This is a genomic window from Bacillus altitudinis 41KF2b (genome assembly GCF_000691145.1).
Classification (GTDB): Bacteria; Bacillota; Bacilli; order Bacillales; family Bacillaceae; genus Bacillus; species Bacillus altitudinis.
Map to the genome: position 1 here is coordinate 123,402 of NZ_ASJC01000002.1, position 24,138 is coordinate 147,539.

A 24,138-nucleotide genomic window follows, 5' to 3' on the forward strand; every position below is an offset into this window, starting at 1 on the left:
ATTTATAGCATAATTGCCGCAAGCCAGCCGAACAAGACGAGCGGGATATTATAAAAGGCGAATGTTGGGACACATGTACCCCAAATGTGGTGATGCTGTCCATCCATATTCAGTCCAGATGTTGGTCCGAGTGTACTGTCGCTTGCAGGTGAACCTGCATCTCCTACAGCCGCAGCTGAACCAATAATCGCAATAGTCGCCATTGGGCTGAACCCTAAGTGTAAACAAAGCGGTACAAAGATCGTCGTAATAATCGGAATCGTTGCAAATGATGAGCCAATGCCCATTGTCACTAGCAGACCCACCAGTAGCATTAAAATGGCCGCTAAGCTTTGGCTGTTTCCGATAAATTGAGAAGATGCCTTGACGAGAGATTCAATATCTCCTGTTTTCGTTAAAACATTGGCAAATCCAGCTGCAACAAGCATGACAAATCCGATAAATGCCATCATGTTCATGCCAGATGTAATCAGCGCATCTGCTTCATCGCGTTTCATCATTCCCGTTACAAACAAGACAAGCAAGCCTGCAAGCGCACCGAAGATCATCCCTTCGACTCCAAGGCTTTGAGAGAGATATAACTGAACAATAAGTGATACAAGGATCGCAAGCCCAGCAAAGAATAAGCTCTTTTTTGTATATGCTGATTTTTCTACATCCGTAATGTCACGATTTTCATATGTTTTTGGCTTACGATAGACAAAGAGTGAAACGATCAAGCCAAGAACCATGCCGCCTACAGGAATCAGCATCGCATACGGAATGTCTGCTAAATTCACTGTTAAACCTGCATCTTTCATGTTGTCACGAAGCATTCCGTGAAAAATCTGTCCAAAACCGACCGGAAGTAAAATATATGGTGCAGTAAGTCCGAAAGTCATCACACATGCTAGCAGTCTGCGGTCAATTTGAAGCTCGTTAAACACCTTTAATAATGGCGGGATTAAGACCGGAATAAAGGCAATATGAACAGGAACAACGTTTTGAGAAAAACAAGATACGATCAAAATGACCAGAATAATGAGCACTTTTGATAATGTTTTTCTTCTTGAATCGCCTTCTTTTCCAAGAAGCTTCACAGCTCCTTCGACCATGGCATCAGGAAGACCCGTTTTTGTCAATGCAGCTGCGAATGCACCTAATAGTGCGTAACTAATCGCCACTGTCGCATTTCCGCCAAGACCGTCAGTGAACGCTTGAACGGTTCCCCCTAGACCTAATCCACCTGCAAGTCCGCCCGCTAAAGCGCCAAGTGCCAGCGCAATCACGACATTGACCCGCAGCAAGCTTAATATCAACATTAAAACAACCGCTAAAACAACTGCATTCATGGTGAAACCTCCGAAATCCTTTAGTTTACTAATGTAGTAGATAATTAAAGTACCAACGTATGGTACCATAGAATATTTACTTCGTCAAATGGCGTATGTCCTACATAAAAAAGCTCTGCCAGTTGGCAGAGCTCAGATTGTTGACAAAGGGCTAAAATGAATTTTATTTTAGCCCTTTGTCTTCTTTTCAGCGTGATAGAAAACCTTTGCAGCCCTAGGAAGGACGAGCATCGGCGCGGAGCGAATTTGACATTCGTGAGCACCGAAGCGCAGGACTGACACCGAATGCGAGGGTTTGTCTACACGCTGAGCTCTGCCAGTTGGCAGAGCTTCCGTCGTTATTTCTTCGGTTCAAATCGTTCCACAAATGTTGCTAATGATCTGACCATCACACCTGTTGCTCCTGTTGGTCCAAAGCATGAAGGCTTTTCTGTCGTGGCTGTTCCTGCAATATCTAAGTGAACCCAAGGGGTGTCTTCAGCGAATTCCCCAATGAATGCACCTGCCATGATCGCATGACCATCACGACCTGGTGAGTTATTCAGATCAGCCATTTTGCTGTTTCTTACTCGTTTTTTATCTTTTTCGGTGATTGGCAGCTGCCAAATCATTTCCCCGCATTCTTCTGATGCCTCTTTAAACTGGGCATACAGTTCATCGTTATTGGTCATTACGCCTGTTGTTTCATTCCCAAGTGCCACAATGACACCGCCTGTTAATGTCGCAACATCCACAAGCACAGAGGCACCATGCTGCTTCGCATAGGTCACACCATCTGCTAAAACAAGACGACCTTCTGCATCCGTGTTAAGCACTTCGATTGTTTTGCCGCTTAGTGAGACAATGACGTCATCTGGCTTCATCGCATCTGCTGAGACCATATTATCTGTTGAGGCGATGACCGCAATGACATTCTGCTCTGGACGAAGTTCACCGATGATTTCCATTGCGCCTAAAACAGAGGCTGAACCGCCCATATCTGTTTTCATCCCCACCATACTTGCTCTTGGCTTTAAGGAATACCCGCCTGTATCATACGTAATGCCTTTACCGACAAGACCGATGACGTCTGTCCATTCTTCCTTGCCTTGATATTTCAATACAATTAGCTTCGGTGGTTCTGTTGAGCCTCTATTAACGGCTAGAATACCGCCCATTCCGAGCTCTTCCATTTGTTCTTTATCTAAAATTTCAATCTCGAATTCATATTTATAAGCAAGCTCTGCCGCATAGGATGCAAGATCAGAGGACGTGAGCATGTTCGGCGGCATATTCACAAGTGTACGAGCCGAATTGACCGATTGTCCGTAGACTTCGCCCACTTTCAGACTTGCCTGAATTTCGGCAGCATCATGATCCGTTGTTGCATAAACAAATTCGATAAAGCGATCCGGTTCATTCGTTTTATGTTTAAAATCTTGTAATTCATATGTAGCTAAAAGGCAGCTTTCAGAAAGGGCATGGGCTGCATCTTGAACAGGCAGATCCTTTCCTGTAAATGTATCAAGCAAAACCGAAACTGCTTGCTTTTTATCTTGATGAAGCTTTTTAAATAAATGCGCAAACACTTCCTTTGCCTCTTCAAACGTGTAATCTGACTCCTTCCCAAGCCCGACAAAATAAATACGTTTAATGCCGGTTTCAGGGGATGGGAAAAATTTCGAAAGCTGATTTCGCTTAGACGAAATATCGCCTTCTTTTAGTAATTCAGTGATTCTTCCTCCATGTAATTCATCCATTTCTTTTGCTTTTCCTGATAATTGGCTCTTTTGAAAAAGTCCGATGGCCAGTGTATCTTTATGTTGCAACTCATTTGTCGAGAAAAACATATTTATCACACGCTCCTTCAATGAACTCCATATTTCACATTGGAACTTCTATTATATCAAAATTTATGTGCTGATACGATCATTGCCAGCCTGTCTTCCCTTGAAGAACATTTATATTTTGGCACGCGGAAGGGCATCATGAAAAAGCGGCAGCGATCCATAGCAGCCTGTCCATGGTCTCCTCGTTCCACATCTACTTTCTTTAATGTTATAATGAACATGGACTTGGCAACAGTTCTTACTGCCATCATTTTTTTATCTTACTAGGGTAAATACTTTATCATTTCGCACGTTATTTTTTCTTAAAGAGAGGATGTTTCTTGTTCATGAGCGTACTGACGAATTTTCCGCTGCTTGCCAGCCTTGCAGCCATCTTTTTTGCACAATTTGTAAAAGTACCGATTCAATTTATCATTTCTAGACGACTAGATTGGTCGCTCATTACAAGCACAGGCGGAATGCCAAGTTCACACTCCGCAGCAGTAACAGCACTCTCAACAGCAGTTGCTTTAGAGCACGGGCTAGGAACATCTATTTTTGCCATTTCCGCCATCTTTGCCATTATTACAATGTTTGATGCGACAGGTGTTCGCAGACAGGCAGGAGAACAGGCAACTGTCCTGAACAAACTGGTCACAGATTTTAACCGGTTTGTTGCCGAGGCAAAGAACTTCCCAAATGCGGAAGAAAAAGAGAAGCAAAAGAAATTGAAAGAGCTTCTTGGGCATAAGCCGATTGAAGTCTTCTTCGGCGGCTTAACAGGAATCTTGCTCACACTCATCTTAGATTATTACTTCATGTAGAAACGAAAAAGCTTTGGACCTTTTGAGATCCAAAGCTTTTTTATTCTTTATTGGCTTGAAACTGCTGCCGGAACACTTGCATCGATTCTGCTTCATTCAACTGATTTAAGTCTTTTTCTGTCAGCGTCCCTTCACCCTTTTTAATCACATAAACGTCCAGCACTTTTTTACCCCATTCTCTATACACATCATCAACCGTTTCATAATATAAATCAAGCTTATGACCTTTAATCGCTTTCCCAGTATCTGCGACTACACCATAGCCATAATTGGGGATAAACAGGACAGTTCCTATCGGAAAGACAGATGGGTCCGCTGCCACGGTTGAATATAAATCACGTTTTACTTTGACGCCTGAATATGTAATGCCATATGCATGATGTTCTTTCGTCTTACCTGTTGATTCTACTCCTGCTGTATAACCTGTGGCGACAACCTTTTGCTTCGGATAATCGTTCCAATTAAATGCTTCTTCGAGAGAAACAGCACGCAAATCATCACTTTTCACCGCCATCGTCTGCCTTTTTGGATGCTTTAAAAAAGAAGATACGTGCTTACCGGCATCGGTCTCTTTCACCCATGCAGCGAGATCACTTGGTTCTACGCCAGATATGCCCGTAAAGCTTGTCATCAAGGCAAGCATAAACAGACCTGTCATGAACAATCGTTTCATCCATGTTTTCATTTCTATTTGTCACTCCTCTACCCATCTATTTGTTTCCAAACAAAATGGAAACTATGCAAAGGAGAAACAAAAAAACCCACTTGCGTGTAGACAAGTGAGTTAAAACATTTGATAGCCTCTTTTACGAAGGGCATTGATGACAAAACCTGAGGCAATGGCACCAATTAGACCACTTAATAAAATGATGATATCTGCCGCAGCAAGAGAAACGATGCGGTCTCCTATCCCGGAAAAAGCAATGCCTGGTTCTCTTACATAAGCGATCATCTTTTGATTATTGATAATGAAAAGGCATACAATTGGATATAAAATTGCCATAATCCATGACATTCTCAGCAGCATATTCAGCAAAAAGCCAATGCCGAAGAATAACACGAAAAATAAAATAACTGAAATGATAACGACTGGTAAACTGATCACTTCATCTCCACCCCCAAATATCCCATCATTAGTTTAACTTGGAAATAGAGATGAAGTCAATCAATGGAAAAAGCCGTAAGATTAATGCTTCTTTCCTGTCCCTTTACATTCCTCACATGTTTCTGATCCGCCGAGCAATAACTGAAAATATCCTTTTCCTGAACAATACTGACAAGTTGACTTTTTTTCTTTCGTTTGTGCATTCATATTGCTCACTCCTTAATCTAAATTTTCTGATAATTAATCATAACATATTTTTCTGTCCAGTACCAAGTGAGAAAATATTCCGTCAAACATGAAAAAACGTGTACCACAGGGATACACGTTTTTGTCTATATCGGTTTAGAAGAACTTGAATTTTCCTTTTTTCAGAACAAGTCCTGGTCCGCCAACCATGAATAATGAACGGTTGTCGATGATTTTTTTCATTGCAGAAGCTTTTGTTCCTTGAAGTTTTTTACCAAACGCAACACCTACAGCGTCGTGTTCACCAAGAGAAGCAACTGTTCCTTTGATGTCTGGCTTAAAGCTTTCAAGCGTGCCACCTTTTACTAGTGCTGCAAGGTTTTTCGCTACTGTTTCACCTTGCTGCATCGCAATTTGTGCAGTAGGTGGGTATGGACGATTAATTTCTTCATTGATGATTAATGAGCAGTCACCGATGATGAATACATCTTCATTTTCTGGTACACGAAGATCTGGAGACACTTTTACGCGGCCGCGCATGTTTTCAAATCCAGCTTCTTCAACGATTGGGTTACCACGTACACCAGCAGCCCATACAACAGTTTCAGCTTTGATTTCTTCTGTATCATCGTCTTTTCCAACAATGATGCCCTCAGGCGTACATTCTTTGATCGCTGTACCGATTTTGAACTCAACACCTTTACCTTGAAGGTAGTTCATCGCATAGTCGATCAATTCAGGATCAAATCCTGGAAGAGCTGTTGGTGCAGCTTCTACACAGATAATACGCACGTCTTTTTGATCAATATCATACTCTTTGCAAAGCTCAGGTACACGGTTTCCAAGCTCACCAAGGAACTCAATACCTGTGAAGCCTGCACCGCCGACAACGATTGTCAGACGCTCTGGACGCTTTTCAGCATCTGTATTATAAGTCGCAAATTGAAGCTCAATATGCTCACGAAGCTGACGAGCAGAGTTGATGTTAGAGATTGAGAATGCATATTCTTTCAGTCCTGCAATACCAAATGTTTCAGGAACAGCACCAAGCGCAACAACAAGGTAGTCATAAGAAAGTTCGCCATCTGATGTCACAACTTTCTTCTCTTCCTTATTAATGCTTTCAACTGTTGCTTGTACAAAGTTGACACGGGAACTGTTAATCACATCTTTGATTTGATAACGACAACGGTCATGATGAAGAGTACCTGCACTTGCTTCATGTAACCATGTTGTTTCGTAATGATAATTATGCTTGTTCACAAGAGTAATGTCCGCATCATTTGTGCCAAGCTGTTTTGTTAATCTTGTTACAGTCATTAATCCGCCATAACCTGCACCTAATACAACGATTTTCGGTTTATTCACTGGAATCACATCCACCTTTTTTAAATTTGCTGTAAAACGGATAAAGAATTACATATCGTTATTCTCAACCGCTTTGCGGCATTTTATGAAATTTAAACAAAAAATAAGTATGTGAAAATCTGAACTTTCACCTACAAAAAACGAAAGCATTTGACCGTTTCCGACAAAAATTCATAAAAAATTAATATTTAGTTCCCTTAACAATAATAGCGAGTTCTGCTCCTTTTTTCAAGGCTTTAAACTGAAAATCCTTAGGATAAACGGTCTTTCTCTCTTTTTTCCCCTTTTCACAGCATCGGCATCAAAAAACGACAAGTTTTTCAAAACAAGTCAAACGACGATATGTGGTATGATATGATATAGTGATAACAATTTTCATTTGGGAGGATTAAGGAATGCAAGAAGATTCTAAGGTATATGACATTACCGTTATCGGGGGCGGCCCAGTCGGATTGTTTACTGCGTTTTACGGAGGCATGAGACAGGCAAGTGTGAAAATCATTGAGAGCCTTCCTCAGCTCGGCGGTCAACTATCCGCTCTTTACCCTGAAAAATACATTTATGATGTGGCTGGTTTCCCAAAAATCCGCGCACAAGAATTAGTTGATAATTTAAAGGAACAAATGGATAAATTTGACCAAACCATTTGCTTAGAGCAAGCTGTGGAAACGGTTGAAAAACAAGCAGACGGTATTTTCAAACTCGTTACGAATCAAGAGGTTCATTATTCAAAAACAATCATCATTACAGCTGGTAACGGTGCATTCCAACCGAGAAAGCTTGAGCTAGATGCAGCAGAATCATTTGAAGGAAGCAACCTGCATTACTTCATCAATGACCTGAACCAATTCGCTGGTAGACGTGTTGCTGTTCTTGGCGGCGGAGACTCTGCGGTCGACTGGGCACTGATGCTTGAGCCAATCGCAAAAGAAGTATCGATTATTCACCGTCGTGATAAATTCCGTGCACATGAGCACAGTGTAGAAAACTTGCACAACTCGAAAGTCAATGTGCTGACACCATTTGTGCCAACTGAGCTCATTGGTGAAGAACGCATTGAACAAATTGTGCTTGAAGAAGTGAAAGGCGATAAAAAACAAGTACTAGATGTGGACGATGTGATCGTCAACTTCGGTTTTGTTTCCTCCCTTGGACCAATCAAACAATGGGGCCTTGAAATCGAAAAGAACTCTATCGTGGTCAAATCCACGATGGAAACAAACATCGAAGGCTTCTATGCGGCAGGAGACATCTGTACGTATGAAGGAAAAGTCAAATTAATCGCAAGCGGATTTGGTGAAGCACCAACTGCTGTGAACAACGCGAAAGCCTACATGGACCCGAAAGCCCGTGTACAGCCGCTCCATTCCACAAGCTTATTTGAAAATAAATAAGAACGGATCAAAAAAAGGAGTTCCATCTGCGGAACTCCTTTTTTGTTTATTTAAAAATCCCAATATAGGCATTCGCCATTCCAAGTACCATTGCAGCAAGTAACACCACAACAATTCCTGCCACAACCAAAATTACCCGATCCTTCACACGTTCCTTTTTCGGAAGCGGCTTGTCTATCCCGCAAGATGGACATGTTTTGGACCGATACGGAATCAGTTCATGACAGTTCCTGCAATTGATTTGTTCACTCAAACCTCAGCAACCTCTTTTCTGATGACAGTTTATGTTTGGTTCTCATGATACTCTTTTCGAGGGGAAATAGCCAGTTGTGAGGACAAGCTGTAACAAAATTGAGCGATTTACAAATTGTTTAAGAAGGAATGGAATGAATGAAGGTTTGATTGGTTCAACCGATATAAGAAGTAGAAGATTGTCATGAAGGATAGGTGGAAAGATGATAAAGCGTTTCATGATTAGTTTGAGCTTGTTACTGATGATTGGCGGCTCAGTAGAAGTGTTCGCAAAAGATTATAACAAACATTATGCTCAATTCGCTGCCGGATTGAATATGGATGTTGATCAGCTAGAACCTTTTTTAAAGCGTGTATCCACTTCGGTTTTAGATGCTGGTTTGAGTGATCAAGAAATCAAACAGATACTCACCAACGTTCAAAAAATGAATAAAAACAATGATACAAAAAGAATGGGCATCTTTGAAGTGGTATACCATGAAAAACCAGCAAAGATTAAAATTGAAATTGAAGTCCATGTGGAAGATGGCAATAAAGAAGTGGTGATCTATATGTTTAGCACCCAAGAGTTGGTGGATGTCTTGGATAAAGAACTATTGAAAATAGAAGAAGCCATTTGAGAAAGAGACGCTGAATGAGTATCTTTTTTTGGTCATCTTTTCTCTTCAAAACAAAAAGCCTCCTCGATCGTGTTGTTTACAAAAACAAACGAACAAGGAGGCTTATTATTATCCATGATCAGTTGTTAACACTCTTCCGGCGTACCGGTATTCGTGGCTGTTCTGAACGAAGAACCGCATCCGCATGACGCAATCGCGTTCGGATTGTCAATCGTGAAACCGCCGCCCATTAGTGATTGTTTGAAATCAATGATGGTTCCGGTCATGATGTCAAGGCTTTCGGAGTCGACAAGAACCTTGATGCCGTGCTGTTCGAACTGCGTGTCTTTCTCTGAGACTTCATGGTCAAAGCCCATCCCGTATGAAAGACCGCTGCAGCCGCCACCTTTTACGCCAACTCGCAGGAACGCATTTTCTTCTTCATGTTCTTTCATCATATCTTTAATCTGCAATGCAGCAGCTTCTGTAATCGTTACTGGTGTACTCACGATCATCCCTCCTTTTGACTGGATGTTTCTTTTCAATTATAAACGTGATGTTGCCTTTTCTCAAATAAATGGTTTAGAGATAGAATGTGCCGTCACAAATTGTTTCAGCAGGTCCTGTCATCAGCACATGGTCATTGTCTTTCCAGCGAATGATGAGGTCTCCGCCAGCTAGATGAACGGTCATATCCGTTTCTTTTTTCGCATGTCCATTCACAATCGTTGATACAGCCGCAGCACATGCTCCTGTTCCGCACGCTTGCGTAATCCCTGATCCTCTTTCCCACACGCGAAAATGCAGTTCCGTTTCACTGACACGTTCCACAAATTCTACATTGACGCCTTCTGGAAACATGTCATGCTTTTCAATAATTGGCCCAACTGAATCAAGCGGCGCCTGTTCAATGTCTTCTAAATAGAAAACGATATGGGGATTCCCCATTGAAACAGCTGTTCCATTTAAGGTCGTCGTGCCAAAATCAAGCGGTTCATTGATCGTTGTACTGGCCGGTTCACCAAGCATTGGCATCGCTTCTTTTTCAAAACGAGGTTTACCCATATCAACTGTCACTAACTGAACGTGACCATCCTGCACATGAACGGTCGCCTCAACGAGTCCTGACAATGTCTCAATCTGGAACGTTGTGTCTGTTACGATTTGATGCTCATACACATATTTTGCCACGCAACGCAGACCGTTACCGCAGTTTTTCCCCTCTGATCCATCATTGTTGAAAATGCGCATCTTCACAGGCGCAACATCTGATGGGCAAATGAGGATCATTCCGTCTGAACCGATACCTGTATAAACAGAAGAAACGCGGATCGCTATCTCTGACAGCTGCTCTTCTGGAAGCTGTTCCTTCATCTGATTGACGTATATATAATTGTTTCCTAGTCCGTGCATTTTCGTGAATTGAAATGATGTCATGAGCGTCCTCCAAAAATGTTGTTTCTTTATAGTATAAAAGGAGTCGATTCAGGAGACAATCTTATCATCCCCCGTTTTTCATACATAGAAGCTCTTTGCTGCCATGGCAAAGGGCTTTTATTATGCATATGCCTCTTTTTCTCTCGTGTGATGCTTCATTTTGATGATATTTTATTAGCATAACATATTGGATGCGCTTTCTACATTTTTTCCTGAAAAATGGAAACTTAATATATGAAAAAAATGCACCTCATGACCCATGTGGTGCATTTAAAACATGTCGTTTTCCTCTATAAAAGCATAAATACGCTCGACTAGCTGCTCTGCATTTTCTCCAGAAATAAATTCTCCATTCACAAGAGCAAATGGGGAGTCCATACATTTGCCGCAGTAGCTTAAACAGCCGTATTCCATTACATCTAAGTTTGGGTCTTTTTCTAGCTTCTCTTTTGCTTCTTGAGACCCTTGTGCAAGATTACTTACACAAAATTCGATCAGTGGAAACACTGTGCTTCACCTCACATTTGCCTTACTATCCTACCGAAATTCCTTCTATTAGTCAAAACATGAGCTTCAATAAATCGTTACGCCTATTCCCCGTAAAATGTTTTACTATTTAGGACTAAGTAATGAATATGTAGGTTATTTTGAAACAATTATTGTGGTTTCACAGTAAATTCGATATAATTTTATTTGGTATTTTAACTTAAAGTTTTTTAGTATAAGTGTTTTTCAATGTCTAGGGGGAAAAGGAGAATCGTCATGAAAAATTTAGTCTTGATCGGCGGAGGTTACGGGAATATGCGGGTTCTCCACCGCTTATTGCCAAATCAATTACCTGATGATGTTACTATCACATTAATTGATCGAAATCCTTACCACTGTTTAAAAACAGAATATTATGCACTTGCTGCTGGAACGATCTCTGATCATCACATTCGAGTATCTTTTCCAGAGCATCCGAAGCTGGATATTCAATACGGGGAAGTAGAAAAAATTGATATTGAAAACAAACAGATCTTATTTAGCGACCGTGAACCGATTCCATATGATGATACGGTAATCGGACTCGGCTGTGAGGACAAGTATCACAATGTCCCTGGGGCGAAAGAACATACATACAGCATTCAAACCATTGATCAGTCAAGGCTTGCGTATAACAAATTAAACAATTTGAGTGCAGGTGCAACGGTTGGTATCGTCGGTGCTGGACTTAGCGGGGTAGAGCTGGCCAGTGAACTGCGTGAAAGCCGTTCTGATTTAAACATCATTCTTTTTGACCGCGGAGAACTGATTCTTTCCAGTTTCCCAAAAAGATTAAGTTTATATGTACAAAAATGGTTTGAAGAAAACGATGTAAAGATCATTAACTGCGCCAATATTACGAAGGTTGAAGAAGGAGTTGTGTACAACCATGACGATGCCATTGAAGCAGATGTCATCGTGTGGACAGCAGGAATTCAGCCAAGTAAAGTCGTGCGAGATATGGATGTTGAAAAAGATGCACAAGGCCGTGTCGTCTTAACTCCTCATCACAATCTCCCTGGAGATGAGCATGTCTATGTCGTAGGTGACTGCGCAAGCTTGCCTCATGCACCAAGTGCACAGCTTGCCGAGGCACAGGCAGAGCAAATTGTGCAATCTCTACAGAAACGCTGGAAGAACGAACCGCTTCCTGAGGCTTACCCACAGTTTAAGTTAAAAGGCGTACTCGGCTCTTTAGGGAAAAAAGCCGGCTTTGGCTTAGTGGCGGATCGTCCACTTGTTGGTCGTGTTCCAAGACTCTTAAAATCTGGACTTCTTTGGATGTACAAGCATCACAATGGATAAAATGATGTGAATTTTTTCTCAAAGCTCCTTCTAATGAAGGAGCTTTTATTATGAAACGGCATGTACCGATGAATGGTTCACTTTGATAGGAGCAAGCGCAAGGATGCAGTCTTTACGAAACGTTCTGATCGTCTTCTTCGATAAACAATACGCTTGTATGAACTGTTCAGTTTGACGATGTACAATGATTTTTCGTTTCGAGCACTCTCCATTTTTCTTCATATAAATCATATCAATCGGTATTTGTTGATGAAGAGATTGTTTTAGTAAATAATTCATGATGCTCACGCTCCTTTCATCTCATTATAAACGAACAAACGTTCTAAATCAACCTAAAAAGGAACGTTTGTTCTGTTTATTTTCCTAAAAAAAGAACAGCTCATTCACTGCCCTCTTCGTACCCGTATTTCTCCATTTCTTGATAAATATCTTTTAATTTCGGATTGCCCTCTCCAACAATTTGATCCTCAACAAGGACAAGCGGATAAAAGAATTCATCATCAAGAATTCGTTCAGATAATTCTTTTTGGCGTTCGTTTTCAGGCGGGTGCTCAATATCGATATATGTGATGCGAAACGGCTGATTTGGATATTTTCGTTTTAATGCTGCATCTAGCCACTCAAATGTATCTTTTGAAGAAGGCAGATTCACGCAACTAGCGCACAGGACATCTCTTCCATATACATAAAGGTCAACGGTTTTGTTCATTTGACAAGCCCCCCATTCTTTCTTTATTTTAGCTGAATTTTCTGTATGAAAAAAGTCAAAATCACTTTTTGTTTCAAGATGAGATTGTGCTATAATGAGAAGGAAACTTTGAAACCAATCAATAGATTTTTATCGTCCAGATGAATATAATGGTGATATGTTGTGAAAGGAGCGATTATATCTAATGACTGAAGTCGAAATGAAAGACCAAGTACAGGAAGTACTGGACAAACTTCGTCCATTTCTATTACGTGATGGTGGAGACTGTGAGCTTGTAGACATTGAAGATGGCATTGTGAAATTACGCCTTCTTGGTGCATGCGGCAGCTGCCCAAGTTCAACCATTACATTGAAAGCCGGTATTGAGCGCGCATTATTAGAAGAAGTACCTGGCGTTGTAGAAGTTGAACAGGTTTTCTAATTCATATATGACATGAAAACGACCCTTACTGGGTCGTTTTTTAATTGTTGACAAAGGGCTAATTTTAGCCCTTTGTCTTCTTTTCAGTGTGATAGAAAACCTTTGCAGTCTAGGAAGGACGAGTACTGGCGCAGAGCGAATTTGACATTCGTGAGCACCGGAACGCAGGACTGACACCGAATGCGAGGGTTTGTCTACACGCTGAAACGACCCAATCAGGGCCGTTTTTTGATTAGGATAACTTCTCTCTAAACCATTCTTGAATAAAGGTCAGTCTTTGAATACGCTGCCCAGGGTGGCCACTTCTGGATAAATCATGAGAAGCCTTAGGAAACTTGACTAATCTCGTGTCTTTTCCAAGCTCCTTCAATGCCACAAAAAGCTGCTCTCCTTGATCGACTGGGCAGCGGTAGTCTTCATCACTGTGCAGGATGAGGAGCGGTGTGTTCACCTGTTTTACATACTTTAGCGGCGAACGATCCCATAGCTTATCAACCGAATCATAAATATCCCCATCCACCTGCCATTTTGTAAAGAAATAGCCGATATCACTGATGCCATAAAAGCTAATCCAGTTTGAAATGGAACGCTGTGTAACAGCTGCACGGAAACGGTCTGTCTGTCCGACAATCCAATTGGTCATAAAACCGCCATAGCTGCCGCCTGTTACGCCAAGCCTTGTTTCATCAAGAAAGTCATAGGCTTCGAGCACATGATCAACAGCCAGCATGACATCCTCATAATCAACGTCACCATAGCTGCCTCTTACCCGGTCTGTAAACATCTGTCCGTATCCATGACTGCCATGAGGGTTGATGTAAACAATCGCATACCCTTCAGCGGCGAGCATTTGAAATTCATGAAAATACGTATGACCGTACATCGCATGCGGCCCGCCATGAATTTCTAAGATAAGTGGATATGTCTTCCCCTCTTCCATCTGAGCAGGCTTCATAAACCAGCCATGTACAACGTCTCCTTCTTTTGACTGGAAAGAAATTGGTTCAGGTTCGGATATGACATGTTCCTTTAGAAAGTCATCATGCTCAAACGTGATTTGCTTGAGTGAGGATTCCCCTAAAGTCAGCTCATACAGCTCACTAGGCGAGACAGGTGAAAGACGGCTGATCAGCATTTTTGATTCATCTGGATGAAGACTGAAATTCGTCACATGTTCTGCCTCTAAACAAACGGGATAGGCTAAGCCTTCAATAGAGAAATAATAAATCCCGGTACTCCCTTGATCAGAAACAAGCGCATAAAACCCCTGACTATCCTTCGTCCATTGTGGAAGCTGATTGGCTTCACCTATGACACTATCCCCTGCCATACAGTTACCAACATACATATCGAGCATTTCTGACAGTTGAACGGTCTTTTTCTCCTTCAGATCATACAGCCACAATGATGGGAAGGTTGCATTCTGAAATTCACGCTCGTGTCCAATGTACAACAGGCTTTCTCCATTTGGAGAAAATGATACGGTCGAGTAAGCGCCTGTTGATTGGGTGATTTTCTTGGATGTACCGTCCTTTAATGACAGGAGACAGATATCACTTATGTAAAACGTCTGCGGGTTGGATTGAATATAGGCGAGCCACTTTCCGCAAGGAGAGACGACATGATTCACATGATGCTGCTGCTCACTCGTAACCGTCTCTACCTCCCCTGAGCAGACATCGATTTGTACAATTTGCGTCAGACGCCCGTCTAAAAAGCCTCTGCCATCTGCTTTATAAGTCAAATCATCATATACTGCCGGAGCAAAGTCATCGCACTCTTCCTTTTTTTCATCATGAACAGATTCTTCTTGTTTTAATGAGACCGATGCATAAATGAACGCTCCATCCGGTGAAAATACAGGATGAGATACGCCGTAAGGAATATTCGTTAAAGTACGAATGCCGCCGCCATCGCTCTGAATGAGTGCGAGCTGAGGGACTTCCTTTGGCTTCTGCAAAATAAACGCAAGCTGCTTCCCGTCATTTGACCACACTGGCTGATGATGCTTTCCATCATCGAATGTCCATTGTGACAGCTCCCCTGTCCCTTCATCTCGAACCCATAAATGAATATTGTAATCATCCTTTTTTTCATTCACCGATACTTTTGTAAAAACAGCCTTTTTTCCATCTGGTGAATAGACTGGATGAGAAACAGACACGATTTGTGTTAAATCCTCTGCTGTTATCAATTTCTTCATCAATAGATCTCCCCCTTTTATGTATCAAAAATAGTTCGCTTCTCTAAATAATAATCCCTGCTTTTGTTGTGAAAAACAAGGATAAAAAAAGAACGTGCTCATTTATAGCACGTTCTTCATTTGATTCACAGAATGATGCTCGACGATGACACCTTCTACCGGCACCGTCAGCACATCTACTTCACAATGAGGGAAATTTTGGGCAAGCTGTTCTTTCAACGCTTCTCCCTTCCCTTTTTCCACTAAGGTCAAAATGGTCGGCCCAGCACCGCTTAATGCTGTTCCATACGCGCCTTTTAATGAAGCAACGTGCCCCACCTTTGATAGCTCTGGGACAAGCATCGTGCGGTATGGCTGATGAAATAAATCTTTATTCATCATTTCCCCTACAAGCGGCCAGTTCTGCGTCATTAAGGCGGCGACAAGGACGTTACTCACTGCACTCGCGCTCACGGCCTGTTTATAGGAAAAATCCTCTGGCAGGACATCACGGGCATCCTTTGTGAGTACTTCATAAAAAGGAATCACGACGACGACATCTACATCCACATGCTGCACTTTAACGGCATGTGTCTTGTCTTCTTCATGAAGACCGATGAGTAAACCACCGAATAAAGAGGCACCCGCATTATCTGGATGACCTTCTACCTCACTTGCAAAAAAGAGCTTCTGATCATCGGTCATCTTTAATTCAAGCAGCTGATTGGCGAGCTCAATAGCGGCGACAATGGCAGCAGCGCTGCTGCCCAGCCCCCTTGCTAATGGAATATCACTCCACACTTTGACATGAACAGGCGGGAGTGTTTTTCCAAAGTCATCTGCGACCTTTTTAGCTGTTTGGTAGATCAGGTTATCGGTGCCTGATGGAATACCAGACACGACATCTGTTTCTGCTTCAAACAGCCAGCTATCATGGTCATAGACCGATAGCTTTAAATAGCGGCTGAGCGCCATTCCGACTGAGTCAAAGCCTGGTCCTAAGTTGGCAGTGCTTCCCGGTACTGTGATTGAAAAAAGCATGGAGGCGTTACTCATACGCGTGCGGCCTTTTCTAAATGTTCCAGAATTTGATCTTCATCTGCATCCAGTGTGACCGGTTTGATGTGCGAAATATCAATCGCCGTATTTGGATCTTTTAATCCGTTTCCTGTCAGTACAGCGACGACTTTACTGCCTGGCTTAATTTCTCCAGATTTCACTTGTTTGAGTACACCTGCAATTGATGCACAAGAGCCTGGCTCTGCAAACACACCTTCTTCACGTGCGATCAATTGATAGGCATGAAGAATTTCTTCATCTGTCACTTCATCAATTTTCCCGTTCGATTCATCTGCCGCTGCTACAGCTTGTTTCCAGCTTGCAGGGTTTCCGATGCGAATGGCTGTTGCGACTGTTTCTGGCTGCTCAATGACTTCATTTCGAACGATGGCTGCAGCTCCTTCTGCTTCAAAACCACGCATGACTGGCAGTCCAGTGCCTTTTTTCTCATGATATTCTTTGAAGCCTTTCCAGTACGCTGTAATATTCCCCGCATTTCCAACAGGAATCGCCAGTACGTCCGGTGCGGAGCCTAGCTGCTCACAGATTTCAAATGCCGCTGTTTTTTGTCCTTCAATTCGGTATGGATTGACGGAGTTAACAAGTGCGATCGGTGCTTTTTCACAGATGCTGCGGACAATTTTAAGTGCATCATCAAAGTTGCCGTCAATGGCAATGATCTCTGCTCCGTACATGACAGCCTGCGCCAGCTTACCGAAGGCAATTTTTCCATCTGGAATGATGACAATACATTTCATATCAGCGCGCGCCGCATAAGCTGCCGCTGCTGCAGACGTATTCCCTGTCGATGCACACATGATCGTATCATTGCCTTCTTCTTTTGCTTTTGCGACGGCCATGACCATCCCGCGATCCTTAAAAGAACCTGTAGGGTTGACGCCTTCTGTTTTCACGTGAAGCTCAATCCCTAGCTTTTCAGATAGCTTTGCGAGATGAATCAGCGGTGTGTTTCCTTCATTTAATGTTAGTTTAGGTGTTTGTTCGTTTACTGGTAAGAATTCTTGAAATTCTTCAATGAGTCCATTCCACTTCATCAGCTTAAACCGTTCCCTTCTACTCGATACGTGCTCTTCACTTGAACCACCACGTCGAGATCGTTTAATGTTTGCAGGATATTTGAGAAATCTTCTTCTGATGTTTGATGTGTAATAATCACAATTTCAGCCAGCTCATCATGCCCTTTGACAGGAAGCTGAAGGATCTTTTCAAAGCTGATGCCTCTTTCAGAAAAAATCGATGTAATGCGGGAGAAAGCTCCGACTTGATCTCTCACATGTATTCTTAAAAATTGCTGTGCAAATACTTCGGATGATGATTTGATTTTCTTCTCAAATTGCGGTGCAATAAATCCACTGCCATTCACACCAAGACGCATGTTTTTCATAACAGCGACTAAATCAGAGACAACAGCAGTTGCCGTTGGCAGGCTGCCTGCTCCAGGTCCGTAAAACATCGTTTCTCCGACAGCACTTCCGTAAACATAGACAGCATTAAATTCATTGTTGACGGAAGATAACGGGTGATGATCAGGAAGTAAAGTTGGCTGTACGCTGACCTCCACTTTCTCTCCGTCCCTTTGGGCAATTCCAATCAGCTTCATTGTATAGCCAAAACGTTTACTGAAATTAATGTCCTCATCCGAGATGTCCGAGATGCCTTTCACTTTCACATCCTCTAAGTCTACATTCATGGAAAAGCCGAGTCTTGCCAGGATGGCCATCTTTCTTGCCGCATCTAGTCCTTCTACATCCGCCGTCGGATCTGCTTCTGCAAAGCCAAGATCCTGCGCTTCTTTTAATACATCTTCATACGCACTTTTATCGACATTCATTTTTGTTAAAATAAAGTTCGTTGTCCCGTTCACGATTCCCATCATTTTTGTGATGCGGTCAGAGGCTAAACCTTCCTCTAGTGTACGCAAAATCGGAATCCCACCTGCGACACTCGCTTCATAGTAAAGGTCACAGCCGTTTTCTTTTGCTACATGTAAAAGCTCTGTGCCATATAGCGCCATTAAATCCTTATTAGCTGTAATGACATGCTTCTTCTCATTTAGTGCATCTATTAAATATTGTTTTGTCTCTTCAATGCCGCCCATCACTTCAATAATGACGTCGACCTCTGGATCTCGAATCACATCGTATACTTCAGTTGTGAAGACCTCTCTTGCCACATCCACATCTCTTTTTTTATCGGGATTGCTCACAAGCACTTTTTGTATTAATACCGGACAGCCGATCTGGTGCATTAATTTATCCTGATGATCTTGAATAATCTTAACGACACCGCTCCCCACTGTTCCTAATCCTAGTAGTCCAACTCGAATTGCCTTCACCTGAAATTCCACCTTTCTCCGTAAATGTCCTCTCTAAAAAGACATTTGTTAACCTAACACAGACATTCAATGTACACACATTATAAAGGGGTATCCTCATTTTGACAAGGTAATAAAATAAGAGAATATGAGAATGAAACCGCTTAACAGCTATTTATATCAAGATTCTATATTTTCAAAATATTTTTGTGAGAAAAGCTCCCGAAGCCGGGAAGCTTGAGATTACGCCTGAACTGGCGTTTTGGCTTGCTGATCTTGCAGGACAAGCGCAATATTTTCAGCACATAAATGCATCATGTTTTTTCTCGTTTCAACACTTGCACTTCCGATATGAGGAAGCACTGTTACATTTGGTAATGTCGTTAATGGGTGATCTGGGCTGACTGGTTCCTTGCTAAATACATCCAGACCTGCTCCTGCAATTTTTCCTGTCGTGACAGCATCATATAAAGCATCTTCGTCTACCGTCTGCCCTCTGGAAACGTTGATGAAGTAAGCTGTGTTCTTCATCTGCTCAAATGCTTTCTTATTAAACATTTCTTTCGTTTCAGGCGTTAAAGGCGTCAAACAAACGATGAAATCAGACTGCGTAAGCAGCTCATCAAATGCGGCATAGGTCACACCTAGCTGCGCTTCTGCTTCTGGCTTTCTTGAACGATTATGATAAAGCACATTCATATCAAAACCTTTTGCCCGCTTGGCCAGTGCAGTTCCAATACTGCCCATTCCGACAATCCCTAACGTTTTATGATGCACATCAGCACCAGCTAGAAGAAGCGGTCCCCAGCCTGTCCAGTTCCCATCCTTAATCCAATCACTCGCTTCGACAATTCGTCTTGCTGACGCCATCAAAAGCGCAAAGGCTAAATCAGCTGTCGATTCTGTTAAGACGTCCGGTGTATGACATACCGTGATCCCGTGCTTTTTAGCTGCCTTTAGATCAATATTGTCATAGCCGACCGCGAGATTCGCGACCACTTTTAGATTTGGAGCATTTGATAAAAGTGCCTCATCTACTTGATCTGACAGCATCGTGAGCAGCCCATCTGCTTGAGCCGCTTGTTTTTCTAACTCTTCTCTTGGACACGGCTCATCCTCGCTCGTCCACATGTCAATATGAGCGACTTCTTTTAATGGTGTAAGTGTTGTTTCATCAAGCTTTCTTGTGATATAGACATAAGGTTTCGTCAAGAAGAACACTCCTTTGGTTGATTTCTTTAAGCATAACGAAAAACGCCTCAAGAGAAAAGAGACGTTTCGTCTGTTCACTGAAACTTCAAATCAGCGGATTGATGAATCCATCCAACAGGAGGAATGAGATGCCCACCGCTGCGCATGGCACTCAATTCTTGAAACACCTTGAGAAAATATTCGTAGCGGTTCGCATCATTTAAAACATAATCTAATCGTTCTTCATAATAAGATTTTTCATTTTCTCCTGACATATAATAACCTTCGACAATTTCAAAATAATGAAGCGGAAACAGAAGACGGCTGTACAGCAGACGCTTTGAAAATGATGAAAGAGGCGTAACCTGCTCATATTGCTGCAAAAAGGAGAATCCCTCTTCAATTAAATCCTCCTTATGCTGGACAAAGGTTTCTCTTAAATATTCTGCGATGTCTCTTGTTGGATGGTCAAATACCCAGTCAACAGGTAAACGAAGCGGCTGCTCATGTGGCCAGGTCATACGTGAAAAGCGCTGATGACAAACAGTACCTGAATCACATTCTTTTGGTTCATCATCAAGCTCTGTATCCACTAAATATTGAATGGCATTTTCCGTTAATCCGAGATAATACGGAAAGGATTCAATAAATTTCTTTTCAAATCGTTCAAGTGGTTTTTGATGCATTTGCTGCATCCAAAAGCCTTCCAGCTGGTCTAACCGTTTTGCCCATAATTCCTTCCAAGCTCCGACACGTTTTGTTTCAGACACCTCATAAGGAAACCCTCTTCCCCTGACATGAAAGGCCGCCAGCTCTGATGCGTGCTGAAATGAGCGGCTTGTAACCCGCGGTGCTGCCTTTAATAGAGCGTACAGTTCTTTTCCATGGGTAAAAGTCGGTTTCTCTTCGTTTGTTAATTCAAACACGGCAACGTATGGGTCACCGTCATTCAGTAAATACTGACTGATATGATAAAGCTCTGTGAGTTCTTCTTCTCGCAAATGAGACACGGGAACAATGATGAAGAGAGCTTTCGCCGTTTGAAAGCTCTGATAACTGCCATATGGCATAAATTGACGCACATCAATACCAAATGTGTGATAAATGGTTTCTTTCATGATTTCACCTGCGTTCATAAAATCAGTCTCTTATCATATCGTAGTCGCAGGTTGAGGGATTTATGAATACTATTTACTATCCGAAGCTTTTTCACACGTTGTGGACAAATTACGAGGATTGGGTGAGGAACATGCCGCATCATCATGAGATGAACGAAGTAGAAAAAACAGCAAGACGCCGTTTACAGGAACGAGGCGTAACCATTCAAGATATAGCAGACCTTGTCTTCTTTTTACAGGAAAAATATCATCCTGGCTTAGACATGACAGAGTGCATCCACAATGTGGAACGTGTCATCGCAAAACGTGAAGTCCAAAATGCCATCTTAACAGGCGTTGAACTAGATGTTCTCGCTGAGCAAAAAAAGCTGACAGAACCGCTGCAATCTATTCTTGAAACAGATGAAAGTCTATATGGGGTTGATGAGATTTTATCCTTTGCCATCGTTAATATTTATGGCTCCATCGGCTTTACGAATTACGGATATATCGATAAAGAAAAACCAGGGATTCTTGGGAAACTCAACGATAAATCCTCAGGCGAATGCCACACCTTTTTAGATGACATTGTCGGTGCTATTGCTGCGGCAGCATCAAGTAGACTGGCACATAGTGCGAGAAATGCAGAATAAAACACAAAAGAGGACGTGCGTCTCACGCTTGTCCTCTTTTCATTAAGATAATCGTTCAATCCACTCAGATAATGAATCAATGACATAGGTTGGCTGTTTGTCATATTTCTGAAGCAGCTCTTTTGTCGTGACGCCTGTATGGACAAGCAGTGTATCCATCCCTGCATTCATCCCTGCCATAATATCGGTATCATAGTTATCGCCCACCATGAGCGTCTCTGACACATCTGTCCCGAGCACCCGCATGGCCTGTTCCATAATGATAGACTCTGGCTTTCCGATAAATGTTGGCTGCACTGTTGTTGTAACCGTCAGCACAGATGTTAACGATCCATTTCCAGGTAACAGCCCTCTTTCTGTCGGAATGGCAATATCTCCATTTGTTGAAACAAATTGTGCACCTTGACGGATCGCAATGGCTCCTACCGCTAGTTTTTCATATGTAATACCGCGGTCTATTCCAACGACAACGAAATCAGCGTCTTCTTGACCAAACGACAAACCTTTTTCTTTGATGGCCTGCTGAATGCCTTCTTCTCCGATCACATACACCGAGGCATCTTTCTTTTGTTCTGCGATATAGTTTGCCGTCGCCATACTTGTTGTAAAGACTTGTTCTTCCGTTGCTGGAATATCGAATGAAACCAGTTTCTCTGCTACTTGCTTCGGTGTGCGTGAAGAGTTATTCGTGACAAACAAATAAGGGATGTTCAACTCATTTAACTTGTGAACAAATTGCCCCGCCTCTTCGATCTTTTCTGTTCCTTTATACATCGTCCCGTCTAAATCAATTAAATAGCCTTTGTATTTCATGCTGCTTACAACTCCAATGGTTTATTTAAACGCTGATACTGGTCCAAGCTCCTGCTCCAAGTAAGTGCGAATTCGATTCGGGAAGACTTGCAGCGCCTGTTCTACCTCACTGATGACCTGCAACAAATCGTGATGAACCACTTCTTGGTACTGCTGAACAAGTGTTTTACGACACGAGACCAGTTTTTTCAGGTGAGTGCCTTCTTCTGTTGGTACAACCTTTTCATCCACAAGAATATCCATGATGTCGTCATAGCTTCCTGGGTCCCGCATGATAAAGCCGTCAATCATATCATTTCCTGTATCAAGAATACATTCGACGAGCAAATGAACAATTCGTTCTAGCGCTTTTTTTTCTAAAGGGCTTGACCATGTTTGATGACTGCGCATCAAATTATATTGCTCCTCAAAAAAACGTAATGTCTCTTCAATCTTCTTTCTGTCTACGAAATACATCATGACGCTCCCCTTTGCGTTATTTTCTAATCCGCTTTAAGACAAAATAGGCACAGCCAAAATTACAGTATTCATAAATGTATTCATCGAGTGTACTGATTTTTGTATCGAATGTGGCCTTTTGGTTTTGGTCATCAAAGAACCCCTTCAGCCTAAGCTGGTTGTAGCCCCAATCCCCCACAATATAATCATACTTATTTAAAATATCTGAGTACCTTGCTTTAAACGCTTCCTCATCAAAGCCGTCTTTGATTTCTCTGACAAGATCAAAGGTAGCATTCTGAATGACGATCATCTTCTCACCTCTTTTTAAACGATCCACCTTTAATGATAATTCATTGGAACAACTCCATCAATTGCTAAAGCATGTTTTTTCCGATTTAGCCGAAGCTAAAGAAAAAAGGAGGTCATATTTATGATGAAACAACTGACAGCCACTATTCTCCTATGCATGCTTTTAGGCGGGTGCGGCTTTCAATCAGGCATGAACCGGCAAGTGGATGAAGATTCTTCCAGCAAGACAATCCGCCTGTCTGATCGTCATGAAGGAAATAATTCCAACATGCCAGAAGCAGATACGAATCGAGCAGGCTATGTTCGTTATCAGCGCCAGCAAGTAACCGATCAGAAGGAAAGAACCCCTGCTTTAAATCGTGAGCATCTTGCCCACGTGATTACAAGTTTAGCCATTCAGCTGCCAAATATAAAGGATGCAGCAACACTTGTCACAGACGAGGATGCCCTCATTGTGTATCGAACAGGCAACAAAAACCGAGATGAATCAGCCGATCAAGTGAAAAAAACAGCGGTTTCTGTTCTCCCTCGTTATTATCATGTGTACGTCTCTGATAACCCAGAGCACTTTCAATCCATTGCCAATTTTTCACGTCTTCAAACCAATTCACGTGATTTTGATCAAATTTTAACGAAAACGATTCAACAAATGAAATACTCTCCTCAAGGCGGAGATATTTCAACGAAAGAAGATGCCAATGGCATGACGAATTCCGATCGGACCATGAGACGAAACGCACCTTACGGCCAAAATTAATACGAGAAAAAACGCCAGAGAGCTCTGGCGTTTTCTT

27 protein-coding genes and 1 pseudogene are annotated in these 24,138 nt (G+C 42.1%); 7 read left to right on the forward strand and 21 right to left on the reverse strand.

Translation table 11 applies throughout. From position 1 onward, the window contains the following. Nucleotides 1-2: 2 nt before the first annotated feature. Entirely contained in the window at nucleotides 3-1,331 is a 1,329-nt protein-coding gene (locus BA79_RS04625; protein ID WP_008345907.1) for a Na+/H+ antiporter family protein, read from the reverse strand. Nucleotides 1,332-1,669: 338 nt separating this feature from the next. Next, nucleotides 1,670-3,160 (reverse strand): leucyl aminopeptidase, encoded by a 1,491-nt coding sequence (locus BA79_RS04630; RefSeq protein WP_008346787.1) that lies wholly within the window; start codon nucleotides 3,158-3,160, stop codon nucleotides 1,670-1,672. A 326-nt stretch (nucleotides 3,161-3,486) separates the two neighbouring features. On the opposite strand from BA79_RS04630, the gene BA79_RS04635 reads away from it, so the two are divergent. Beyond that, nucleotides 3,487-3,963 carry a divergent PAP2 family protein gene (locus BA79_RS04635; RefSeq protein WP_008346791.1) on the forward strand — a complete coding sequence of 159 codons (477 nt, stop codon included), beginning with the start codon at nucleotides 3,487-3,489 and terminating at the stop codon, nucleotides 3,961-3,963. 40 nt (nucleotides 3,964-4,003) lie between these two features. Here the strand turns inward: BA79_RS04635 and BA79_RS04640 are convergent, their stop codons facing one another. The 4 genes from BA79_RS04640 to BA79_RS04650 all read right to left on the reverse strand — a co-directional run bounded on the left by BA79_RS04640 (nucleotide 4,004) and on the right by BA79_RS04650 (nucleotide 6,628). Next, the gene (locus tag BA79_RS04640) at nucleotides 4,004-4,648 is read right to left on the reverse strand and encodes a 3D domain-containing protein (protein ID WP_017358926.1); all 645 of its coding nucleotides are present in this window, start codon (nucleotides 4,646-4,648) and stop codon (nucleotides 4,004-4,006) included. Between the two features lie 99 nt (nucleotides 4,649-4,747). Next, the gene (locus BA79_RS04645; RefSeq protein ID WP_003212933.1) at nucleotides 4,748-5,068 is read right to left on the reverse strand and encodes a YuiB family protein; all 321 of its coding nucleotides are present in this window, start codon (nucleotides 5,066-5,068) and stop codon (nucleotides 4,748-4,750) included. Nucleotides 5,069-5,149: 81 nt separating this feature from the next. After that, a complete protein-coding gene (locus tag BA79_RS19445; RefSeq protein ID WP_008346797.1) occupies nucleotides 5,150-5,275 on the reverse strand; it encodes a YuiA family protein in 126 nt (41 codons plus the stop codon). A 135-nt stretch (nucleotides 5,276-5,410) separates the two neighbouring features. Beyond that, nucleotides 5,411-6,628: an NAD(P)/FAD-dependent oxidoreductase gene (locus tag BA79_RS04650; protein WP_162149727.1), complete on the reverse strand. Its 1,218-nt coding sequence runs from the start codon at nucleotides 6,626-6,628 to the stop codon at nucleotides 5,411-5,413. Between the two features lie 389 nt (nucleotides 6,629-7,017). Here BA79_RS04650 and yumC point away from each other — a divergent pair, with 389 nt between their 5' ends. Next, nucleotides 7,018-8,016, forward strand: a complete 999-nt coding sequence (yumC, locus tag BA79_RS04655; RefSeq protein WP_008346801.1) for a ferredoxin--NADP reductase 2 — start codon at nucleotides 7,018-7,020, stop codon at nucleotides 8,014-8,016. Nucleotides 8,017-8,062: 46 nt separating this feature from the next. On the opposite strand, the gene BA79_RS04660 is transcribed toward yumC, so the two are convergent. Further along, nucleotides 8,063-8,269: a hypothetical protein gene (locus BA79_RS04660; RefSeq protein ID WP_008346803.1), complete on the reverse strand. Its 207-nt coding sequence runs from the start codon at nucleotides 8,267-8,269 to the stop codon at nucleotides 8,063-8,065. Nucleotides 8,270-8,471: 202 nt separating this feature from the next. On the opposite strand from BA79_RS04660, the gene BA79_RS04665 reads away from it, so the two are divergent. Continuing rightward, on the forward strand, nucleotides 8,472-8,888 hold the full coding sequence (locus tag BA79_RS04665; RefSeq protein WP_035701238.1) for a hypothetical protein: 417 nt from the start codon (nucleotides 8,472-8,474) through the stop codon (nucleotides 8,886-8,888). Nucleotides 8,889-9,013: 125 nt separating this feature from the next. On the opposite strand, the gene erpA is transcribed toward BA79_RS04665, so the two are convergent. From erpA to BA79_RS04680, 3 genes are all read right to left on the reverse strand, one after another. Further along, entirely contained in the window at nucleotides 9,014-9,376 is a 363-nt protein-coding gene (erpA, locus tag BA79_RS04670) for an iron-sulfur cluster insertion protein ErpA (RefSeq protein ID WP_008346807.1), read from the reverse strand. 73 nt (nucleotides 9,377-9,449) lie between these two features. Then, the gene (gene dapF / locus BA79_RS04675) at nucleotides 9,450-10,304 is read right to left on the reverse strand and encodes a diaminopimelate epimerase (RefSeq protein ID WP_008346809.1); all 855 of its coding nucleotides are present in this window, start codon (nucleotides 10,302-10,304) and stop codon (nucleotides 9,450-9,452) included. Nucleotides 10,305-10,574: 270 nt separating this feature from the next. After that, nucleotides 10,575-10,811 carry a YuzB family protein gene (locus BA79_RS04680; RefSeq protein WP_035701247.1) on the reverse strand — a complete coding sequence of 79 codons (237 nt, stop codon included), beginning with the start codon at nucleotides 10,809-10,811 and terminating at the stop codon, nucleotides 10,575-10,577. Between the two features lie 255 nt (nucleotides 10,812-11,066). Here BA79_RS04680 and BA79_RS04685 point away from each other — a divergent pair, with 255 nt between their 5' ends. After that, nucleotides 11,067-12,134 carry an NAD(P)/FAD-dependent oxidoreductase gene (locus tag BA79_RS04685; protein ID WP_017367978.1) on the forward strand — a complete coding sequence of 356 codons (1,068 nt, stop codon included), beginning with the start codon at nucleotides 11,067-11,069 and terminating at the stop codon, nucleotides 12,132-12,134. Nucleotides 12,135-12,182: 48 nt separating this feature from the next. Here the strand turns inward: BA79_RS04685 and BA79_RS04690 are convergent, their stop codons facing one another. Both BA79_RS04690 and BA79_RS04695 read right to left on the reverse strand, forming a co-directional pair. After that, entirely contained in the window at nucleotides 12,183-12,413 is a 231-nt protein-coding gene (locus BA79_RS04690) for a WYL domain-containing protein (protein WP_017358919.1), read from the reverse strand. 100 nt (nucleotides 12,414-12,513) lie between these two features. Beyond that, a complete protein-coding gene (locus tag BA79_RS04695; RefSeq protein WP_035701249.1) occupies nucleotides 12,514-12,843 on the reverse strand; it encodes a YuzD family protein in 330 nt (109 codons plus the stop codon). A 121-nt stretch (nucleotides 12,844-12,964) separates the two neighbouring features. Here BA79_RS04695 and BA79_RS04700 point away from each other — a divergent pair. Further along, a pseudogene (locus tag BA79_RS04700) lies at nucleotides 12,965-13,264 on the forward strand (NifU family protein). A 232-nt stretch (nucleotides 13,265-13,496) separates the two neighbouring features. On the opposite strand, the gene BA79_RS04705 reads toward BA79_RS04700, so the two are convergent. From BA79_RS04705 to yutH, 6 genes are all read right to left on the reverse strand, one after another. Beyond that, nucleotides 13,497-15,467, reverse strand: coding sequence for a S9 family peptidase (locus BA79_RS04705; protein WP_035701257.1), 1,971 nt, complete (start codon nucleotides 15,465-15,467; stop codon nucleotides 13,497-13,499). 102 nt (nucleotides 15,468-15,569) lie between these two features. Beyond that, nucleotides 15,570-16,502, reverse strand: a complete 933-nt coding sequence (gene thrB / locus BA79_RS04710; RefSeq protein ID WP_035701261.1) for a homoserine kinase — start codon at nucleotides 16,500-16,502, stop codon at nucleotides 15,570-15,572. After that, nucleotides 16,499-17,560, reverse strand: coding sequence for a threonine synthase (thrC, locus tag BA79_RS04715; RefSeq protein WP_008346825.1), 1,062 nt, complete (start codon nucleotides 17,558-17,560; stop codon nucleotides 16,499-16,501). Before thrC ends, thrB begins: the two co-directional genes overlap by 4 nt. After that, the gene (locus BA79_RS04720) at nucleotides 17,560-18,861 is read right to left on the reverse strand and encodes a homoserine dehydrogenase (RefSeq protein WP_017358915.1); all 1,302 of its coding nucleotides are present in this window, start codon (nucleotides 18,859-18,861) and stop codon (nucleotides 17,560-17,562) included. The genes thrC and BA79_RS04720 overlap by 1 nt, the downstream gene beginning before the upstream one ends. Nucleotides 18,862-19,083: 222 nt before the next feature. After that, nucleotides 19,084-20,052: a 2-hydroxyacid dehydrogenase gene (locus BA79_RS04725; RefSeq protein WP_017367983.1), complete on the reverse strand. Its 969-nt coding sequence runs from the start codon at nucleotides 20,050-20,052 to the stop codon at nucleotides 19,084-19,086. 74 nt (nucleotides 20,053-20,126) lie between these two features. After that, nucleotides 20,127-21,167, reverse strand: coding sequence for a spore coat putative kinase YutH (gene yutH, locus BA79_RS04730; RefSeq protein ID WP_035389301.1), 1,041 nt, complete (start codon nucleotides 21,165-21,167; stop codon nucleotides 20,127-20,129). 113 nt (nucleotides 21,168-21,280) lie between these two features. Here yutH and BA79_RS04735 point away from each other — a divergent pair, with 113 nt between their 5' ends. Beyond that, the gene (locus BA79_RS04735) at nucleotides 21,281-21,781 is read left to right on the forward strand and encodes a phosphatidylglycerophosphatase A family protein (protein WP_024719755.1); all 501 of its coding nucleotides are present in this window, start codon (nucleotides 21,281-21,283) and stop codon (nucleotides 21,779-21,781) included. Nucleotides 21,782-21,823: 42 nt separating this feature from the next. On the opposite strand, the gene BA79_RS04740 is transcribed toward BA79_RS04735, so the two are convergent. From BA79_RS04740 to BA79_RS04750, 3 genes are read right to left on the reverse strand one after another with little or no spacing between them, the layout of a single operon-like run. After that, entirely contained in the window at nucleotides 21,824-22,594 is a 771-nt protein-coding gene (locus tag BA79_RS04740) for a TIGR01457 family HAD-type hydrolase (RefSeq protein WP_007500417.1), read from the reverse strand. A gap of 21 nt (nucleotides 22,595-22,615) precedes the next feature. Beyond that, on the reverse strand, nucleotides 22,616-23,050 hold the full coding sequence (locus BA79_RS04745) for a DUF86 domain-containing protein (protein WP_017367989.1): 435 nt from the start codon (nucleotides 23,048-23,050) through the stop codon (nucleotides 22,616-22,618). A 19-nt stretch (nucleotides 23,051-23,069) separates the two neighbouring features. Then, entirely contained in the window at nucleotides 23,070-23,345 is a 276-nt protein-coding gene (locus tag BA79_RS04750; RefSeq protein ID WP_008346837.1) for a YutD family protein, read from the reverse strand. Between the two features lie 120 nt (nucleotides 23,346-23,465). On the opposite strand from BA79_RS04750, the gene BA79_RS04755 reads away from it, so the two are divergent. Beyond that, nucleotides 23,466-24,101 (forward strand): YhcN/YlaJ family sporulation lipoprotein, encoded by a 636-nt coding sequence (locus BA79_RS04755; RefSeq protein WP_007500413.1) that lies wholly within the window; start codon nucleotides 23,466-23,468, stop codon nucleotides 24,099-24,101. Nucleotides 24,102-24,138: the final 37 nt, after the last annotated feature.

Bases quoted from the DNA above. Each gene is read 5' to 3' on its own strand.
- BA79_RS04705 (WP_035701257.1), bottom strand. From the start codon at position 15,467: ATGAAGAAATTGATAACAGCAGAGGATTTAACACAAATCGTGTCTGTT.
- BA79_RS04690 (WP_017358919.1), bottom strand. From the start codon at position 12,413: ATGAATTATTTACTAAAACAATCTCTTCATCAACAAATACCGATTGAT.
- BA79_RS04665 (WP_035701238.1), top strand. From the start codon at position 8,472: ATGATAAAGCGTTTCATGATTAGTTTGAGCTTGTTACTGATGATTGGC.
- BA79_RS04635 (WP_008346791.1), top strand. From the start codon at position 3,487: ATGAGCGTACTGACGAATTTTCCGCTGCTTGCCAGCCTTGCAGCCATC.
- thrC (WP_008346825.1), bottom strand. From the start codon at position 17,560: ATGAAGTGGAATGGACTCATTGAAGAATTTCAAGAATTCTTACCAGTA.
- BA79_RS04630 (WP_008346787.1), bottom strand. From the start codon at position 3,160: ATGTTTTTCTCGACAAATGAGTTGCAACATAAAGATACACTGGCCATC.
- BA79_RS04745 (WP_017367989.1), bottom strand. From the start codon at position 23,050: ATGTATTTCGTAGACAGAAAGAAGATTGAAGAGACATTACGTTTTTTT.
- BA79_RS04750 (WP_008346837.1), bottom strand. From the start codon at position 23,345: ATGATCGTCATTCAGAATGCTACCTTTGATCTTGTCAGAGAAATCAAA.
- yutH (WP_035389301.1), bottom strand. From the start codon at position 21,167: ATGAACGCAGGTGAAATCATGAAAGAAACCATTTATCACACATTTGGT.
- BA79_RS04625 (WP_008345907.1), bottom strand. From the start codon at position 1,331: ATGAATGCAGTTGTTTTAGCGGTTGTTTTAATGTTGATATTAAGCTTG.
- dapF (WP_008346809.1), bottom strand. From the start codon at position 10,304: ATGACATCATTTCAATTCACGAAAATGCACGGACTAGGAAACAATTAT.
- BA79_RS04740 (WP_007500417.1), bottom strand. From the start codon at position 22,594: ATGAAATACAAAGGCTATTTAATTGATTTAGACGGGACGATGTATAAA.
- thrB (WP_035701261.1), bottom strand. From the start codon at position 16,502: ATGAGTAACGCCTCCATGCTTTTTTCAATCACAGTACCGGGAAGCACT.
- yumC (WP_008346801.1), top strand. From the start codon at position 7,018: ATGCAAGAAGATTCTAAGGTATATGACATTACCGTTATCGGGGGCGGC.
- BA79_RS04685 (WP_017367978.1), top strand. From the start codon at position 11,067: ATGAAAAATTTAGTCTTGATCGGCGGAGGTTACGGGAATATGCGGGTT.
- BA79_RS04695 (WP_035701249.1), bottom strand. From the start codon at position 12,843: ATGAACAAAACCGTTGACCTTTATGTATATGGAAGAGATGTCCTGTGC.
- BA79_RS19445 (WP_008346797.1), bottom strand. From the start codon at position 5,275: ATGAATGCACAAACGAAAGAAAAAAAGTCAACTTGTCAGTATTGTTCA.
- BA79_RS04735 (WP_024719755.1), top strand. From the start codon at position 21,281: ATGCCGCATCATCATGAGATGAACGAAGTAGAAAAAACAGCAAGACGC.
- BA79_RS04755 (WP_007500413.1), top strand. From the start codon at position 23,466: ATGATGAAACAACTGACAGCCACTATTCTCCTATGCATGCTTTTAGGC.
- BA79_RS04640 (WP_017358926.1), bottom strand. From the start codon at position 4,648: ATGAAAACATGGATGAAACGATTGTTCATGACAGGTCTGTTTATGCTT.